The organism is Pseudomonas sp. FBCC-B545, assembly GCF_059134095.1.
Genome location: NZ_CP101441.1, coordinates 2810888 through 2827819, shown reverse-complemented (window position 1 = coordinate 2827819; position 16932 = coordinate 2810888). Strand labels below are relative to the sequence as shown.

General features: G+C 60.6%; 13 protein-coding genes. 7 read left to right on the top strand and 6 right to left on the bottom strand.

The window, feature by feature from the left end; all coding sequences use genetic code 11:
* Positions 1-6: 6 nt before the first annotated feature.
* Together NMB39_RS13070 and NMB39_RS13065 are read right to left on the bottom strand one after the other, a co-directional pair.
* Positions 7-1170, bottom strand: coding sequence for an acyl-CoA dehydrogenase family protein (locus tag NMB39_RS13070; RefSeq protein WP_057025290.1), 1164 nt, complete (start codon positions 1168-1170; stop codon positions 7-9).
* Positions 1171-1198: 28 nt separating this feature from the next.
* Positions 1199-2017 carry an HTD2 family dehydratase gene (locus tag NMB39_RS13065; RefSeq protein ID WP_494339109.1) on the bottom strand — a complete coding sequence of 273 codons (819 nt, stop codon included), beginning with the start codon at positions 2015-2017 and terminating at the stop codon, positions 1199-1201.
* A 214-nt stretch (positions 2018-2231) separates the two neighbouring features.
* Between NMB39_RS13065 and NMB39_RS13060 the strand changes: the two genes are divergently transcribed.
* From NMB39_RS13060 to NMB39_RS13045, 4 genes are all read left to right on the top strand, one after another.
* Positions 2232-3122: a LysR family transcriptional regulator gene (locus NMB39_RS13060; RefSeq protein ID WP_046068375.1), complete on the top strand. Its 891-nt coding sequence runs from the start codon at positions 2232-2234 to the stop codon at positions 3120-3122.
* Between the two features lie 33 nt (positions 3123-3155).
* Positions 3156-3644, top strand: coding sequence for a GFA family protein (locus NMB39_RS13055; protein ID WP_494339110.1), 489 nt, complete (start codon positions 3156-3158; stop codon positions 3642-3644).
* A 177-nt stretch (positions 3645-3821) separates the two neighbouring features.
* Positions 3822-5645: a serine hydrolase domain-containing protein gene (locus NMB39_RS13050; RefSeq protein ID WP_494339111.1), complete on the top strand. Its 1824-nt coding sequence runs from the start codon at positions 3822-3824 to the stop codon at positions 5643-5645.
* 16 nt (positions 5646-5661) lie between these two features.
* Positions 5662-6453 carry a MipA/OmpV family protein gene (locus NMB39_RS13045; protein WP_059397856.1) on the top strand — a complete coding sequence of 264 codons (792 nt, stop codon included), beginning with the start codon at positions 5662-5664 and terminating at the stop codon, positions 6451-6453.
* Positions 6454-6532: 79 nt separating this feature from the next.
* Here NMB39_RS13045 and NMB39_RS13040 read toward each other — a convergent pair whose 3' ends face one another.
* Together NMB39_RS13040 and NMB39_RS13035 are read right to left on the bottom strand one after the other, a co-directional pair.
* Positions 6533-7810, bottom strand: a complete 1278-nt coding sequence (locus NMB39_RS13040) for an ATP-binding protein (protein WP_057025285.1) — start codon at positions 7808-7810, stop codon at positions 6533-6535.
* Complete coding sequence (locus NMB39_RS13035; protein WP_043050936.1) at positions 7811-8518, bottom strand: response regulator; 708 nt, start codon at positions 8516-8518, stop codon at positions 7811-7813.
* 157 nt (positions 8519-8675) lie between these two features.
* Between NMB39_RS13035 and NMB39_RS13030 the strand changes: the two genes are divergently transcribed.
* Positions 8676-9875, top strand: a complete 1200-nt coding sequence (locus NMB39_RS13030; protein WP_494339112.1) for an MFS transporter — start codon at positions 8676-8678, stop codon at positions 9873-9875.
* Here the strand turns inward: NMB39_RS13030 and NMB39_RS13025 are convergent.
* Positions 9831-10433 (bottom strand): MiaE family protein, encoded by a 603-nt coding sequence (locus tag NMB39_RS13025; RefSeq protein ID WP_056846174.1) that lies wholly within the window; start codon positions 10431-10433, stop codon positions 9831-9833. The genes NMB39_RS13030 and NMB39_RS13025 overlap by 45 nt on opposite strands.
* A gap of 147 nt (positions 10434-10580) precedes the next feature.
* Between NMB39_RS13025 and NMB39_RS13020 the strand changes: the two genes are divergently transcribed.
* Positions 10581-11444 (top strand): universal stress protein, encoded by an 864-nt coding sequence (locus NMB39_RS13020; RefSeq protein WP_043050938.1) that lies wholly within the window; start codon positions 10581-10583, stop codon positions 11442-11444.
* Between the two features lie 123 nt (positions 11445-11567).
* Here NMB39_RS13020 and NMB39_RS13015 read toward each other — a convergent pair whose 3' ends face one another.
* Entirely contained in the window at positions 11568-12038 is a 471-nt protein-coding gene (locus tag NMB39_RS13015; protein ID WP_057025283.1) for a DUF1289 domain-containing protein, read from the bottom strand.
* A 396-nt stretch (positions 12039-12434) separates the two neighbouring features.
* Between NMB39_RS13015 and acnB the strand changes: the two genes are divergently transcribed.
* Entirely contained in the window at positions 12435-15044 is a 2610-nt protein-coding gene (acnB, locus tag NMB39_RS13010; protein ID WP_034119870.1) for a bifunctional aconitate hydratase 2/2-methylisocitrate dehydratase, read from the top strand.
* Positions 15045-16932: the final 1888 nt, after the last annotated feature.

The window sequence follows — 16932 nt, the reverse complement described above, 5'->3', positions numbered from 1 at the left end:
AGGCCCTCAGAAGCTACGTGGCAGTTCGAGCAAATGCTCGGCCACGTAGGACAGGATCAGGTTGGTGGAGATCGGCGCCACCTGGTACAGGCGGGTCTCGCGGAATTTGCGCTCCACGTCGTATTCGCAGGCAAAGCCAAAACCGCCGTGGGTTTGCAGACAGGCGTTGGCCGCTTCCCAGGACGCCTTGGCCGCCAGGTACTTGGCCATGTTGGCGCTGGCCCCGGCGTGCTTGCCGCTGTCGTATTCCTCACAGGCGCGCCAGCGCATCAGGTCGGCCGCTTCGATCTCGATATGGGCCTCGGCAATCGGGAATTGCACGCCCTGGTTCTGCCCGATGGGCCGGCCAAACACCACGCGGTCGCGCGCGTAGGCGCTGGCCTTTTCAATAAACCAGCGACCATCACCGATGCATTCGGCGGCGATCAGGGTGCGCTCGGCATTCAGGCCATCGAGAATGTACTTGAAGCCCTTGCCCTCCTCGCCAATCAGACTGTCAGCGGGCAACTCGAGGTTGTCGAAGAACAGCTCGTTGGTCTCGTGGTTGACCATATTGGCGATGGGTTGCACGGTCAGGCCGTTACCGATGGCGTCACGCAGGTCAACCAGGAAGATCGACATGCCTTCGGACTTTTTCTTCACCTCGGCCAAGGGCGTGGTGCGCGCCAGCAGGATCATCAGGTCGGAATGCTGCACCCGCGAGATCCAGACTTTCTGACCGTTGATCACGTACTTGTCGCCACGCTTGATCGCGGTGGTCTTGATCTTGGTGGTGTCGGTGCCGGTGGTCGGCTCGGTGACGCCCATCGATTGCAGGCGCAGCTCACCGCTGGCCAGCTTGGGCAGGTAGAAGCGTTTCTGCGCCTCACTGCCGTGACGCAACAGCGTGAACATGTTGTACATCTGGCCGTGCACGGTGCCGGAGTTGCCGCCGCAGCGGTTGACTTCCTCGAGGATCACCGAGGCTTCGGCCAGCCCCAGGCCGGAGCCGCCGTACGCCTCGGGAATCATCGCCGACAGCCAACCGGCGTCGGTCAGCGCCTTGACGAAGGCTTCGGGGAAGCCCTTTTGTTCATCGATGCTGCGCCAATAGGCGGCATCGAACTGCGCGCACAAGGCACGCACGCCTTCGCGGATGGCAGTGAGTTCTTCGTTGTCATTGGGGTTCATTAACGGCTCTCCGCCTATTGTTCTTGGATTATTCGAAATGCACCTGGGCGGTCTGCGCCAGGCCTTCGGCATTGCCGGCCCAGAGTTCTGCGACCCCGGTTGCGGTGAGGCGCCCGCCCACCTCAAATGGCTGCGGCGCGATCAACGGGCGTATGCCGCGATAGCTGAAACGACGCAGCGTCGCGTCGGGATGCGCCCGGCAGAACGCCCGCAGGTTCAAGGTGGCGATCAGCGGGCCATGCACCACCAGGCCGGCATAACCTTCGGTACCGGTGACATAGGGGTAGTCGTAGTGGATGCGGTGGCCGTTGAAGGTCACGGCGCTGTAACGGAACAACAAAGTTGGCGTCGGCTCGACCGTCTCCGTCCATTCGCCCTGGGCCGGGGCATCGCCGCTGCCGGGCTTGGGCGGTGTCGGTTCGCGGTAAACGATGTCCTGTTCCTCGCGGATCGCCAGGTGGCCGTCCTGGGAGTAGTCATGGCGCACAGTGACAAACAGCAACGAGCCGGTGCGCCCGGCCTTTTCTTCGACCTGGGTGATGGTCGACACACGGGTGGCCGCCTCGCCGGCACGCAGTGGCTGCAGGAATTCGATACGCCCACCGGCCCACATGCGATTGCGATTATCGGCCGGCGGCAGGAAGCCGCCGCGGGCCGGGTGACCGTCGCTACCCAAGGCCGATTCCGGCAGCGCGTCCTGGAAAAAGCACCATTGCCACAGTGGCGCAACGGCTTCGCCCTCGGCGGGCACAGTTTCTCCGAACGTAGCGGCGATACGCTTGAGCAGGTTATGGCTCAGGTGGTCGTGGGCGGTTTCACTTCGGCCGATCCAATCAGTGGCACTCATCGGGTGCAGATCCTCAGGCAGTGGGTGTCTGCTGCCGATCATGCAAGGGCCTGGCCGTTCTGAGAATTTGCATTTCAATAAACCAGCGTTCGGTTATGCTGAACGCCAACTTACAAAAAAACGCCGCATCTCCAATGTGGGAGGGGGCTGGCTCCCGATGGCGGTGTATCAGCTAGCACATTGGGTACTGACCCACTGCTATCGGGAGTTTTTTATGCATTTTGATCTCGCCGACCTGCGCCTGTTTATCCATATCGCCGAATCCCCCAGCCTGACCCAGGGCGCCAAGCGGGCGTTCCTCTCGCCGGCCGCCGCCAGTGCGCGAATCAAGGCCCTGGAAGGCCAGCTCGACACCCGCCTGTTGTACCGCGACAGCCGTGGGGTGGAGATCACACCGGCAGGCGAGCGCCTGCTGCACCATGCGCGGTTGATCATGCGCCAGGTGGATTACCTGAAAAGCGAGTTCACCCAATACGGCGTGGACTCGGCCGGGCATATCCGCATCTTCGCCAACACCACGGCGGTCACCGAGTTCTTGCCGGAAGTGCTGGCGGGCTTTTTGTCCCAGCGGCCGGGGGTGACCGTTGACCTGCAGGAGCGCCTGTCCCGGGATATCGTGCGCGGCGTGCTCGATGGCACCAGTGACATGGGTATCATTGCCGGTCCCGTAGAAGCATCGGGTTTGCAAGTGCTGCATTTCAGCACCGATGAACTGGTGCTGATGGTGCCGGTCGGGCATCCCCTGGCAGACCAGCCGTCGGTCACCCTGGAGCAGACCCTGGCGTACCAGCATATCGGCCTGCATGAAGGCAGCACGCTGTTGAGCTTTTTGCGTGAACACGTTGAGCGCCTGGGCAAGCAGTTGTCGCTGCGCATCCAGGTCTCGAGCTTCGAAGCGATCTGCCGGATGGTCGAGGCCGGGGTGGGCATTGGCATCATTCCCGAGTCCGCTGCCCTGCGCCACAGCCGCACCATGCAGTTGGTGACCGTGAAGCTGGACGAGCCCTGGGCGATTCGCGAGCGCAGCATCCTGGTGCGCGAATTGGAGGCGCTGCCGGGGACCATTCGCGCACTGATCGCTACCTTGATGCCGGAAAACGCCTAAGCTTGAACGTCACCTTGCCAGAGGAGATGCCCCATGCAACTCGAAGGATCCTGCCATTGTGGCGCTGTGACATTCAGCCTGACCAGCGCCCACCCCTACCCTTACCAGCGCTGCTACTGCTCGATCTGCCGCAAGACCCAGGGCGGCGGCGGTTATGCGATCAACCTTGGTGGTGATGCCAAGAGCTTGAAGGTACGCGGGCGCAAGCAGATTTCCATCTACCACGCCGAGCTCAAGCCCGAGGGCGCCAGCCGTGCCCATGCGAGCAGCGCCGAGCGGCATTTCTGCTCCCGGTGCGGCAGCGGCCTGTGGCTGTTCAGCCCGCAGTGGCCGGAGCTGACCCACCCGTTTGCCTCGGCCATCGACACGCCGCTGCCGGTGCCGCCGGAACACACGCACCTGATGCTGGGCTCCAAGGCGCCGTGGGTGGAGGTCAGTGTGCGCAAGGGTGACTTGCGGTTCGATGAATACCCTGAGGAATCGATTGCCGATTGGCATGAGCGTTTGGGACTTGTGGGTTAACAGAGGCTTGAAAGGTGGGAGGGGGCTTGCCCCCTCCCACAGTGTTGCGCCGTACTTAAGTAGTGTGGAGCGGTAGCCGTTAACAGTCTTTGACAGTTTCTCGACAAAGCACTCAAAGATTGTTGGCCCCCGCAGCCCTAGCATTCGAGCATCCAAATACCAATCGGGTGCTCTTCCATGTTTCGCAGATTGCGCGGTATTCCGCTGTTGGGTTGCCTGTTGGGCAGTATCGGTTGCCACTCGCAGCCGCCTGCCCCGCCGGCGATTCAAAAAGGCGATTACGGCGCGATCATCCGTTACCTGCAAGCCCGCATTCCCAAGGACATGGCGAGGGAAAATGTAGCGGGCTTGTCGATTGCCCTGGTCAACGGCCAGGAACTGATCTGGGCCCGTGGCTTTGGCTTGGCCGATAAGGCCCAAGGGGTACCGGTCACTGCCAATACGGCGTTTCGTGCCGGCGGCATCTCCAAACTGATCACCGCCGCCGCGGCGTTGCAACTGGTAGAGCAACAACGCCTGGCACTGGATGCGCCGATCCAGCAAACCCTGCGCGAATTCTACGTACGCTCACGTTTTCATAGCGACCAGGCCGAGGCTGATCGTGCGATCACTTTGCGGCGTTTGCTCAGCCATCAATCCGGTTTACCCAGCGAACACTTGCGCGACCTGCACAGCACCTACGCCATGGGGCAGATGCCGATGCGCGTATCGGGCGTGTGGCTGAGCAGCCTGCCAGGTTCCCAGGTGGCTTATTCCAACCTCGGTTATTCACTGGTGGGCGCCGCCATCGAACGCAGCAGCGGCAAAAGTTTCGAAGCGCAATTGCAAAGCAGCCTGTTCAAACCCTTGCAGATGAATCAGTCCAGTTTCCTCGGCACCGGCGCGCACTTGAGCTTTCGCGCCCTGGGCTATGAGGACGGCAACGCGAGCACCGACGCGCAGGTGCGCGACCTCGCCGCCGGCGGCCTGTGGGCCAGCCCCAAGGACCTCAGCCACTATGTGCAGATGCTGTTCGCCAAAGGCCGCTACAAAGGCAACCAGGTGCTGGACAGCACATCGATTGACGCGATGTTCACCCAGCAAAACACCGGCAACGCCCTGGACTTCGACTGCCAGATGGGCCTGGGCTGGTTCCTGGCGCCCTGCGGTGACGAGCCGATTGGTCCAGGCGTGCGCACCTATCAGCACAGCGGTGGCGGTGACGATTTCGCCGCGCAATTGACCCTGCTGCCGGACCAGCAACTGGCCGTGATCATCATGGCCAACGACAGCAATGCCGAAGAGATGGTGGTGTCGCTGTCCACCGACAGCCTGCGCCTGATGCTTGAGGCCCAGACCGGCAAACCCGTCTGCGCCGACGACTGCCAGGCCCCCAGCCACGGCCTCAAGCTGCGTCATGTACCGGCAGCCATTGATCGCAAGCGCCTGGCCGGATTCTACGCGACCGCCTGGGGCGTGTTCCGCATTAAGGATGACCATGAACGCCTGGCCGGTGAACTGGCCGGCTATGACTTCGAGTTATTGCGCGATGACCAAGGCTGGTTGCGCGCGCAGAAAAAGGTCCTCGGTTTCTGGCTCAAGGACCTGGGCGACCTGGGCCGCATCCAGCTTGATGTAGTGAAAGTACAAGGCCGGCAGATACTCACTGCACGCAGTCACGGCCAGCGCATCGCCATTGGCGAGCGCATCGAGGCACCGCCCTTGCCCACGGCCTGGGCCGACACTATCGGCACCTACCAAGTGCTTAACACCCATGAACCCGACGCGCCATTGAGCGGCATCAGCGTGCGCCTGGAAGAGGGGTTCCTGGTGATTCGCGGCCAATTGCATGACGAGCCGCTGACCGACTACATCCTGCTGCCCGTGGACAACGCCCATGCGGTGTTGGCCGGCAGCGGCTACGGCCTGGGAGACACCGTCAGCCGCCAGATCAATGGCCTGAGTGCCTCGGGCTACTCCTTCAAACGTACGCATTCCCCCAACACCCCCCTGAATTTCTAACCAGGAGCATCCCCTGATGTACCCAAAGAACCTGTGCCTGTCATTCACCTCCTTGTGCCTGCTGGCCACTGCCGGCACGGCCCTGGCCGAAGACTGGCAATACAGCCTCAAGGCCGGCGTAGCCAATGCGCCGCGCTACAGCGGTAGTGACGAACGCATGACAGCCCCCGTGCTGGGCGGCAAAATCATCAGCCCCTGGGGCATCTTCCTCGACACCGACACGGGGCTGGGCTGGGGCTATGAAGGCAATGCCTTGAGCCTCAGCGCCTACGTCGGCGCAAGCGATTCTCGTAAAGATAAAAACCAAAGCATGCACGCCGGCTCCAAACGCCTCAAAGGCATGGGCGAGATCAAATCACGCCCGCAACTGGGAGTGAGCGCGGCCTATAACCTCGGTGGCGTGATCATCGGCGCCAGCCTGGAACACGCGCTCAAGGAAGATGACCACAAAGATACCGGCAAGGCCTACACCCACCTGGAGCTGAGCCTGGGCACCAACCTGTATGAAGGCCGCTTCGGTTCCGTCGATGCCAGCCTCAATAGCCATTTCGGCGACCGCGACTACCTGCAGACCTGGTACGGCGTGACCACTGGCCAGGCCGCCCGCAGCCGCTTCAAGGAATATAAGGCCACAGGCGGCAATATCAGCAATGGTATGAACCTGGTGTGGAGCTTACCGATCAACGAGCACACTCAGTTCTCCACCTTGCTGGATGTGCAGTACCTGGCGGATAAAGCGGGCAAGAGCCCGATTGTAGAGCGGCGCTTGCAGACGTCGGTGATGGGGATGGTGGAATACACCTTCTGATTCAAGTTGGTAACCCAATCAAAATGTGGGAGGGGGCTTGCTCCCTCCCACATTTGAGCCGCGCAGTATTCAAAAGGTGTTACTCGGCATACGCCCAGGTCATCCGGAATGACGCCCCGCCCCACTCCGAGTCCAGCACTTGCACCTGCCCGCCATGCCATTGGCTTACGCGCTTGACCAGCGCCAGCCCCAGGCCAAAGCCGCCGGTGCGGCGGTCGCGGCTGGTGTCGAGGCGCAGGAAGGGTTCGAAGATCTTGGTGCGGCCCTCCAGCGGTACGCCTGGGCCGTCGTCATTGACCCGCACTTCGTAACCGCTGCCGAACTTGACCAGCGACACTTCCACACGGCGGTCGGCATAACGAATGGCGTTGCGCAACAGGTTGATCACTGCGCGCGCCATAAAGCGTGGCTCGATCCGGATAAAGTCGACCTCACAGGTGCGCAGTGACAACTGCACCCCTTCCGCCTCGGCCTCCAGGGCCACGCTGCCGATGACGCTGTCGAGCCAGCTGTGGGCCTCGATATTCTCGCGGGTCACCTGGGTGGCGCCGCGCTCCAGGCTGGCATAGGTCAACAGCTCGGAGACCATTTCCTCCAGCTCGCCCAGGTCGGAATACATATCGCTGATCAGCTCACGGCTCTGGCGTGGATCACTTTGTTGCCTGAGCTGATCGAGCTCGAACGACAAACGCGCAATGGGTGTGCGCAATTCATGGGACACGGCATTAGTCAGTTCGCGCTGGTTGGCGATCAGGCTTTCGATGCGCTCGGCCATCTGGTTGAAGTGCCCCGCCAGTTCGCGCACGGTGGAACGACGCGGCAGCAGGATGCGCGAACCGAGGTCGTTGTCACCAAAGCGTTGCGCGGCCAGGCGGATGTGCTCCAGGTCGCGCCAGTGCGGGCGCACCCAGAAATACAGGACAACGGCCAGGCTCACGCCCAGAAAGCCATAGGCCCACAAGTACAGCCATTTGGGCTCTTCCGGCAGTTGGATCTCAAGCAATTGCGGGCCGTCGTCGATAGGTGCCAGGAACTTCATGAAGTCCTCGCGCACCACCACTTGGTCATTGGCCAGGAGCTTCTGTTCGCGCTCGCTCAGGTGCTGTGCGTCGCGCGGCACCAGTTGCAGGCGCAAGCCATAATGCGGTTGCAGCTCATCCAGGCGTGCCTGGCGCGCTTCACCCCGCACCGGCCGCAGTTGCTCCACCAAAGCCCAGGCCGGGCCGCGCAGGGCTTCACGGTTATAGGTCTCGTTGGACTCTGGCATGTACGCGTCCAGGCCGTAGTTGACCAGCCAGATCGACCCGGCCAGGCCGAGCGCGAGGATGACGTAGAGGCGCAGATACAATCTCAGCATCTAGGCCTCCCACGCGAACGGATTGAACAGGTAACCCTTGCCCCAGATGGTCTTGATGCACACCGGCTCGCGGGGGTTGTCGTTGAGCTTGCCGCGCAATTTGCTGATATAGACGTCGACGCTGCGATTGAGGCCGTCGAAGGCAATGCCGCGCATGCGATTGAGGATGTCATCGCGCGAAAGAATCTTGCCCGAGCTGCTGGCCAGCAACCACAGCAGCTCGAACTCCATGGTGGTGAGGTCAATGTTCTCGCCACCCAGGCTGACCACCCGGCAACTGCGATCGATCGACAAGCGGCCGAACTCCAGGGCACCGCGCACCGTGGGTTCGGGCACTTGACGGCGTTGCAAGGCGCGCAGGCGAGCCAGCAGTACCGGTGGCTTGATCGGCTTGATCACGTAATCGTCAGCGCCGGACTCAAGGCCGAGGATATGGTCCAGGTCATCTTCCTTGGCGGTGAGGATCACGATGGGCGTATCCGACACATTGCGAATCTCGCGGCATACATGCAACCCGCTCTGGCCCGGCAGCATCAAGTCGAGCACGACAATCTTCGGCTTGAACTCAATGAACGCCGCCAAGGCTTTATCGCCCCGGTGGACCACCCGTACCTCAAAACCATGTTGCGATAGAAAATGTGCGATCAGCCCTGCCAGCTTCTCATCGTCCTCAACGAGCAGGACCTTGCCCAGACCCAGGTTTTCCATAAGTTCTCAGTGTGGATAGGCGGATTGAAGTGTGGGCATTATAGGTGGCAAGCTGGCCAACAGAAGCCGCTGGCCAGTACGCACCGACGAAGCTTCATGCTTTTAAGAGTTTTTAACAAATAACCTGCAATCTTTTACGCCATTCACAGGGAGTTCCATGCGCAAGGATTACCTGGCGTTCTTCGTTTCGCTGTTCCTGTCTCGGCTGGCCGACCAGATCCTGCTGTTCATCGTGCCGCTGATCGTGTTCCAGACCACCAATAGCGTGTCATGGGCGGGCCTGGCATTCTTTGTCGAGTCGCTGCCGCGCTACCTGGCGTTTCCGGTGTGCGGAGCGCTCTGCGACAGGTTTTCACCGGTGCGCATCCTGCACATCAGCCAGGTGTACCGGGCATTGGCCTGTGTGGCGGCGGTGGCGCTTTACGGGCTGTTCGAGGGTATCTATTGGCTGGTGATCCTGTCCGCGTTGTGCGGAGTATTGACCACCCAGGGCATCATGGCGCGGGAAGTGGTGATGCCGCATATCTTCCAGCATTACACCTACGCCAAGACCTTGTCCTACTCACAGATCGCCGATCAAAGCGGCCTGGTGCTCGGGCCGTTGCTGGCAGCGCTGATGCTGGAAGTCTGGGCGTGGCCCTGGGTAGTGCTCGGTGTCGCCGCACTGTTCGTGCTGGCAGACCTGGCAATGCTGACCTGGCAGCGCAACACCACGGCGAACCTGCAGATCCATGAGCAGCACCCGGGTATCTGGCTGCAACCCCTGCGCACCGCGTTCGGCCACATCCGCAGCCGGGTGGAGTTGAAACGCATCATCACCCTGGCGGTCGGCGTGAATCTGATTGTCGGGGTGACGCTGGCCACTTCGGTCGCGATGGTCACCGGCCATTACGCCGCCGACAAAGATGCCTACGCCCTGCTGCAAGCCGCCGGGGCGCTGGTCACCATCGTGATTCTGTTTTATCTGGCGCGCTCAGCGTTGCCGCTGAAGGTGATGGGCGGGCTGTCGTATTCGATGATTGCCGTCGGCGCGCTGATCACTGCGATCAGCCCCGGCGTGTGGACCTACGCCGTGGGCTTCCTGCTGGTGACCGGCTTCGACAAGATGTTCAACGTATACCTGCGCAGCACCCGCCAACGGGTCATTCCAGTACAGGATTTCGGCAAGACGGTGGGTGTGATCACCTTGCTCAACAACCTGGCCCAGCCATTGGCGGGCCTGATGATTGCCGTGCTGGCAGCGCCCCTGGGCATGCGAACGGTGATCCTGCTGCTGGCCGGCATCACCGCCTTGCTCGGTGTGGCCGTGGCCTCAGGCTGGCACGCCACTGTGAAAGCGGAACTCGATGTCGGGTGATTCGATCAGTTCCTGCTCGGCCGCCCTCACCCGCTCGATCACCTGGGCGATGTCCTTGGCATCGCCATACTGGTACGCCAGCTTCAAGTACCCCTGGAAGTGCCGCGCCTCGCTTTTCAACAGGCCGAAGTAGAACTTGCCGAGTTCTTCGTCCAGGTGCGGCACCAACGCTTCGAAACGCTCGCAACTGCGTGCTTCGATAAAAGCGCCGACCACCAGGGTATCCACCAGCTTGACCGGCTCATGGCTGCGCACCACCTTGCGCAAGCCCGAGGCATAACGGCCGGCGTGCAGTTGGCGCAGCTCGACCTTGCGCTTTTTCATCAGGCGCATGACTTGCTCATGGTGCACCAGCTCTTCGCGGGCCAGGCGCGACATCATGTTGATCAGGTCAACGTGGGCGTGATACTTGGCCATTAGGCTCAGGGCGGTGCTGGCCGCTTTGAATTCGCAGTTCTTGTGGTCGATCAGCAGGGTGTCCTGATCGGCCAGGGCAGCCTGCACCCAGGCGTCAGGGGTGCGGCAGCCGAGGAATTCATGGATTTCGGGCAGGTTCATCGGGCTCACGGGCAAAGGATCACAAAAGGCCGCCGATTATACCGACCCCGTCGAAGACCACCAGCCACCGGCCTTGATGTGTATCAACATGACGTCTGGCGGGCAGCAACTATAGTTGTTGCATGCCCCTTCCTGGAGATCCTGATCATGCAAGCCATCCGCAGCATTCTGGTGGTCATCGAGCCCGAGCATTCGGAAAGCCTGGCCCTCAAGCGCGCCAAGCTGATCGCCGGGGTGACCGACGCACACCTGCACCTGCTGGTCTGCGACAAGAACCATGAGCATTCGGCGCTGTTGAGCGTGCTCAAGGAAGGTTTAAGGAACGACGGCTACAGCGTCTCCACCGAACAGGCGTGGAACGACAGCCTGCATGAAACCATCATCGATGTGCAGCAAGCCGAGGGCTGCGGCCTGGTGATCAAGCAACACTTTCCCGACAGCCCGCTGAAAAAGGCCCTGCTGACGCCGGCGGACTGGAAACTGCTGCGCTATTGCCCGACGCCGGTGCTGCTGGTCAAGACCGCCACGCCATGGGCCGGCGGGGTGATTCTGGCGGCCATCGATGTGGGCAACACCGACGGCGAACACCGCTCGCTGCACAATTCGATCATCGACCACGGGTTTGATATCGCCAGCCTGGCCAAGGCGCAGCTGCATGTGATCAGCGCCCACCCGTCGCCAATGCTGTCGGCGGCGGATCCTACCTTCCAGCTCAAGGAAACCATCGAGGCGCGCTATCGCGAGCAGTGCCGGGCGTTCCAGGCTGAGTTCGACGTGGACGAAAGGCACCTGCATATCAAGGAAGGCCCGGCCGATGTGCTGATCCCGCACATCGCCCATCAGTTGCAAGCGGCAGTGACCATCATCGGCACCGTGGCGCGCACCGGGATTTCCGGGGCGTTGATTGGCAATACGGCGGAGGTGGTGCTGGATGCGGTGCAAAGCGATGTGCTGGTGCTCAAGCCGCAGGAGTTGATGGATCATCTGCAAGAACTGGCAACCAAGCCCTGAAGAACAATAGAGGGCAAAATGTGGGAGGGGACTTGCTCCCGATTGCAGTGGGTCAGTGAAGGATGGGCTGACTGACACACTGCTATCGGGAGCAAGCCCCCTCCCACATTTGGATGCATGCTGTCAGGTAGACAGCGCATCTCTCAGGAACCCCGGCGCGATATAGCGCTGGTAATGCGCCTCGGACAAGATAAAGAACTCCCGATCAATGGCATCGCGCAGGTCCGGCAAGGGCCAATCGCGAAACTCCGGCAACAGCACCATTCCATACGCCTCCAGGTTGTTGATCACCCGCGCCCCGCGCGCAATCAGTTGGTAGGCCCAGCAGTACTCGGATTGGTGCGGCACAAAGCGAATCTTGCGTTGCTCCAACTGCCCGCGCAGGGTCTTGGGGTCGAAGACCTCCACTTTGCCGGCCATGACCTGCACCAGCAGTTGCTCAAGCCTGCGCCAGACTGCGCGTTTTTCCTCTTCGTTATAGCCGTTCCACTGGATCACTTCGTGGTGGAAGCGCTTGCAGCCGCGGCACACGAGATCGCCGTAGACCGTGGAGCACAGGCCGACGCAGGGGGTCTTGATGGTTTGGTTGGGCATGGTCAACAACACGCAAATCAGCGAAACAGTGCGCCATGTTAGCCCTTTGTCTAAGGTTGATCACCCAGCAAACTTGGACAGGCAACTTACCTTTAGATTTTTTTTGCCGTAGAATCACCCGGCCTTGTAAGGCGCCAATAATCCGCTGGAAGCTGTTTTCAAAGCGTCACGAGCACAGTCGTTCCTTCAGAACGGTGTTGGCGTGGGCTCGACCCGGTAGGTCAGAACCCGCGCCAACCCTCATCAGCTCCGTTCTGCAGGCGTAAAACTTTGAAAGCAGCTTCTGTAAAGGAATGACGGCAGCGCTGGCTTTGCGGCTCAAAAAGCCCCCGAGCGCATGCGTGCCGTTCATGCCTGGATGAGCGTCCCGTGGGACCACTGATGAGGGTAATAACTGTGCTTGAAGCCTACCGCAAACATATCGAAGAGCGTGCCGCCCTGGGTATCGTTCCCCAGCCGCTTAACGCCGAACAAACCGCAGGCCTGGTCGAGCTGCTGAAAAATCCTCCGGCTGGCGAAGAAGAATTCCTCGTTGACCTGATCACCAACCGCATTCCACCGGGCGTTGACGAAGCTGCCTACGTCAAGGCCGGCTTCCTGTCTGCCCTGGCCAAGGGCGAAGCCACTTCCCCCCTGATTGACAAAAAACGCGCTGTTGAACTGCTCGGCACCATGCAAGGCGGCTACAACATCGTGACGTTGGTCGAGCTGCTGGACGACGCCACCCTGGCGCCCGTCGCGGCCGCCCAGCTCAAGCACACCCTGCTGATGTTCGATGCGTTCCACGACGTGGCTGAAAAAGCCCGCAATGGCAACGAGCATGCCAAAGGCGTGATCCAGTCCTGGGCTGACGGCGAGTGGTTCCGTAACCGCCCTACCCTGGCCGACAAGATCAGCCTGCGCGTGTTCAAGGTCACCGGCGAGACCAACACCGACGACCTGTCCCCTGCGCCTGACGCCTGGTCCCGCCCTGACATCCCGCTGCACGCCCTGGCTATGCTGAAAATGGCTCGCGAAGGCATCGTGCCGGACGAGCAAGGCAAGACCGGCCCGATGAAGCAGATCGAAGAGATGCGCGGCCAAGGCTTCCCGATCGCCTACGTCGGTGACGTGGTCGGTACCGGTTCGTCGCGTAAGTCGGCAACCAACTCGGTACTGTGGTTCTTCGGCGACGACGTGCCTTACGTGCCGAACAAGCGTGCCGGCGGTTTCTGCTTCGGCAGCAAGATCGCTCCGATCTTCTACAACACCATGGAAGATGCGGGCGCACTGCCGATCGAATTCGACGTGACCAACATGAACATGGGCGACGTGATCGACCTGTACCCTCATGCTGGCAAAGTCTGCAAGCACGGCACCGATGAAGTCCTGACCACCTTCGAAATGAAGACCCCGGTGCTGTTGGACGAAGTTCGCGCCGGCGGCCGTATCCCGCTGATCATCGGTCGTGGCCTGACCGACAAGGCCCGTGCCGAACTGGGCTTGGGCCCTACCGACCTGTTCAAGCTGCCTGAAGCGCCTGTCGACACCGGCAAGGGCTTCACCCTGGCACAGAAAATGGTCGGCAAGGCCTGCGGCCTGCCAGAAGGCAAAGGCGTTCGTCCTGGCACCTACTGCGAGCCGAAGATGACCACCGTGGGCTCCCAGGACACCACAGGTCCGATGACCCGTGATGAACTCAAGGACCTGGCGTGCCTGGGCTTCTCGACCGACCTGGTGATGCAGTCCTTCTGCCACACCGCGGCCTATCCAAAGCCGATCGACGTGACCACCCACCACACCCTGCCTGACTTCATCATGACCCGTGGCGGTGTATCGCTGCGTCCAGGCGACGGCATCATCCACAGCTGGCTGAACCGCATGCTGCTGCCGGACACCGTCGGTACCGGTGGCGACTCCCACACTCGTTTCCCGATGGGCATCTCGTTCCCCGCAGGTTCCGGCCTGGTCGCGTTTGCCGCAGCCACTGGCGTGATGCCACTGGACATGCCGGAATCGATCCTGGTGCGCTTCAAAGGCAAGATGAAGCCTGGCATCACCTTGCGTGATCTGGTGCATGCCATTCCTTACTACGCGATCCAGGCTGGCCTGCTGACCGTAGAGAAGAAAGGCAAGAAGAACGCCTTCTCCGGGCGCATCCTGGAAATCGAAGGCCTGAACGACCTGACGCTGGAACAGGCTTTCGAGCTGTCCGACGCCTCGGCCGAACGTTCGGCTGCCGGCTGCACCATCAAGCTGTCCAAGGACTCCGTCACCGAGTACCTGAACTCCAACATCACCCTGCTGCGCTGGATGATCGGTGAAGGCTACGGTGATGCGCGTACCCTGGAACGCCGCGCCCAGGCGATGGAAGCCTGGGTTGCCAACCCGGAACTGATGGAAGCCGATGCCGACGCCGAATACGCCGAAATCATCGAGATCGACCTGGCCGAGATCAACGAGCCGATCCTCTGCGCGCCAAACGACCCGGACGACGCCCGTCTGCTGTCCAGCGTTGCCGGCGAGAAGATCGACGAAGTGTTCATCGGTTCGTGCATGACCAACATCGGTCACTTCCGCGCTGCCGGTAAGCTGCTGGAACAGGTCAAGGGCCAGCTGCCAACCCGCCTGTGGCTGTCGCCACCGACCAAGATGGACGCGCATCAGCTGACCGAAGAAGGCTACTACGGCATCTACGGCAAGGCTGGCGCACGCATGGAAATGCCGGGCTGCTCGCTGTGCATGGGTAACCAGGCACGGGTAGAGCCGAATTCGACCGTGGTGTCGACCTCGACCCGTAACTTCCCGAATCGCCTGGGTGATGGTGCCAACGTCTACCTGGCTTCGGCTGAGTTGGCGGCAGTCGCTTCCACTCTGGGTCGCCTGCCGACCGTCGAAGAGTACATGGGCTACGCAGCGAAACTGGACACCATGGCCAGCGACGTCTATCGCTACCTGAACTTCGACCAGATCGCTGAGTTCCGCAAGATCGCTGCAAGCGCCAACATCCCGGTGATTCAAGCTTAACGGTGTGTTGATGTGAAAGACGCTGCGTATCGCAAGATACGCGGCGTTTTTTATGCCCGTAATACTGTGGGAGGAGGCTTGCCCCCGATGGCAGTGGCTCAGTCAATTGATGGGTGACTGATACACCGCTATCGGGGGCAAGCCCCTCCCACATTTGGATCTGTGTAGTCCTTGCAGGCTGTGTCAGGCCTTGAGCAATCAGCGAATACACCAACCAGGCTGTAATTCGGCATCAGCAACACCACCAAACAACTGTGGGAGGGGGCTTGCTCCCGATAGCAGTGGCTCAGTCAATTGATGGGCGACTGATATACCGCTATCGGGGGCAAGCCCCCTCCCACATTGGATCTGCTTAACCCTTGCAGGCTATGTCAGGCCTTGAGTAATCAGCGAATACACCAACCAGGCTGTAATTCGGCATCATCAACACCACCAAACAACTGTGGGAGGGAGCTTGCTCCCGATAGCAGTGGCTCAGTCAATTGATGGGTGACTGATACACCGCTATCGGGGGCAAGCCCCCTCCCACATTTGGATCTGTGTAGTCCTTGCAGGCTGTGTCAGGCCTTGAGCAATCAGCGAATACACCAACCAGGCTGTACTTCGGCGTCAACACCACCACCAAACAACTGTGGGAGGGGGCTTGCTCCCGATGGCAGTGGCTCAGTCAATTGATGGGCGACTGATACACCGCTATCGGGGGCAAGCCCCCTCCCACATTGGATCTGCTTAGCCCTTGCAGGCTATGTCAGGCCTTGAGCAATCAGCGAATACACCAACCAGGCTGTAATTCGGCATCAGCAACACCACCAAACAACTGTGGGAAGGGGCTTGCTCCCGATGGCAGTGGCTCAGTCAATTGATGGGTGACTGATATACCGCTATCGGGAGCAAGCCCCCTCCCACATTTGGATCTGTGTAGTCCCTGCAGGCTGTGTCAGACCTTGAGCAATCAGCGAATACACCAACCAGGCTGTAATTCGGCATTAGCAACACCACCAAACAACTGTGGGAAGGGGCTTGCCCCCGATAGCAGTGGCTCAGTCAATTGATGGGCGACTGATACACCGCTATCGGGAGCAAGCCCCCTCCCACATTTGGATCTGTGTAGTCCCTGCAGGCTGTGTCAGACCTTGAGCAATCAGCGAATACACCAACCAGGCTGTAATTCGGCATCAGCAACACCACCAAACAACTGTGGGAGGGGGCTTGCTCCCGATGGCAGTGGCTCAGTCAATTGATGGGCGACTGATACACCGCTATCGAGGGCAAGCCCCCTCCCACATTGGATCTGCTTAGTCCTTGCAGGCTGTGTCAGGCCTTGAGCAATCAGCGAATACACCAACCAGGCTGTAATTCGGCATCATCAACACCACCAAACAACTGTGGGAGGGGGCTTGCCCCCGATAGCAGTGGCTCAGTCAATTGATGGGTGACTGATACACCGCTATCGGGGGCAAGCCCCCTCCCACATTTGGATCTGTGTAGTCCTTGCAGGCTGTGTCAGACCTTGAGCAATCAGCTGATACACCAACCAGGCTGTACTTCGGCGTCAACACCACCACCAAACAACTGTGGGAGGGGGCTTGCCCCCGATAGCAGTGGCTCAGTCAATTGATGGGCGACTGATACACCGCTATCGGGGGCAAGCCCCCTCCCACATTGGATCTGCTTAGCCCTTGCAGGCTGTGTCAGGCCTTGAGCAATCAGCGAATACACTAACCAGGCTGTAATTCGGCATCAGCAACACCACCAAACAACTGTGGGAGGGGGCTTGCCCCCGATAGCAGTGGCTCAGTCAATTGATGGGCGACTGATACACCGCTATCGGGGGCAAGCCCCCTCCCACATTTGGATCTGCTTAGCCCTTGCAGGCGGTGTCAGGCCT

Coding starts and splice junctions, on each gene's coding strand:
- NMB39_RS13065 (WP_494339109.1), bottom strand. CDS start 2,017: ATGAGTGCCACTGATTGGATCGGCCGAAGTGAAACCGCCCACGACCAC.
- NMB39_RS13060 (WP_046068375.1), top strand. CDS start 2,232: ATGCATTTTGATCTCGCCGACCTGCGCCTGTTTATCCATATCGCCGAA.
- NMB39_RS13025 (WP_056846174.1), bottom strand. CDS start 10,433: ATGAACCTGCCCGAAATCCATGAATTCCTCGGCTGCCGCACCCCTGAC.
- NMB39_RS13015 (WP_057025283.1), bottom strand. CDS start 12,038: ATGCCCAACCAAACCATCAAGACCCCCTGCGTCGGCCTGTGCTCCACG.
- NMB39_RS13040 (WP_057025285.1), bottom strand. CDS start 7,810: ATGCTGAGATTGTATCTGCGCCTCTACGTCATCCTCGCGCTCGGCCTG.
- NMB39_RS13055 (WP_494339110.1), top strand. CDS start 3,156: ATGCAACTCGAAGGATCCTGCCATTGTGGCGCTGTGACATTCAGCCTG.
- NMB39_RS13030 (WP_494339112.1), top strand. CDS start 8,676: ATGCGCAAGGATTACCTGGCGTTCTTCGTTTCGCTGTTCCTGTCTCGG.
- NMB39_RS13045 (WP_059397856.1), top strand. CDS start 5,662: ATGTACCCAAAGAACCTGTGCCTGTCATTCACCTCCTTGTGCCTGCTG.
- NMB39_RS13035 (WP_043050936.1), bottom strand. CDS start 8,518: ATGGAAAACCTGGGTCTGGGCAAGGTCCTGCTCGTTGAGGACGATGAG.
- NMB39_RS13020 (WP_043050938.1), top strand. CDS start 10,581: ATGCAAGCCATCCGCAGCATTCTGGTGGTCATCGAGCCCGAGCATTCG.
- NMB39_RS13050 (WP_494339111.1), top strand. CDS start 3,822: ATGTTTCGCAGATTGCGCGGTATTCCGCTGTTGGGTTGCCTGTTGGGC.
- NMB39_RS13070 (WP_057025290.1), bottom strand. CDS start 1,170: ATGAACCCCAATGACAACGAAGAACTCACTGCCATCCGCGAAGGCGTG.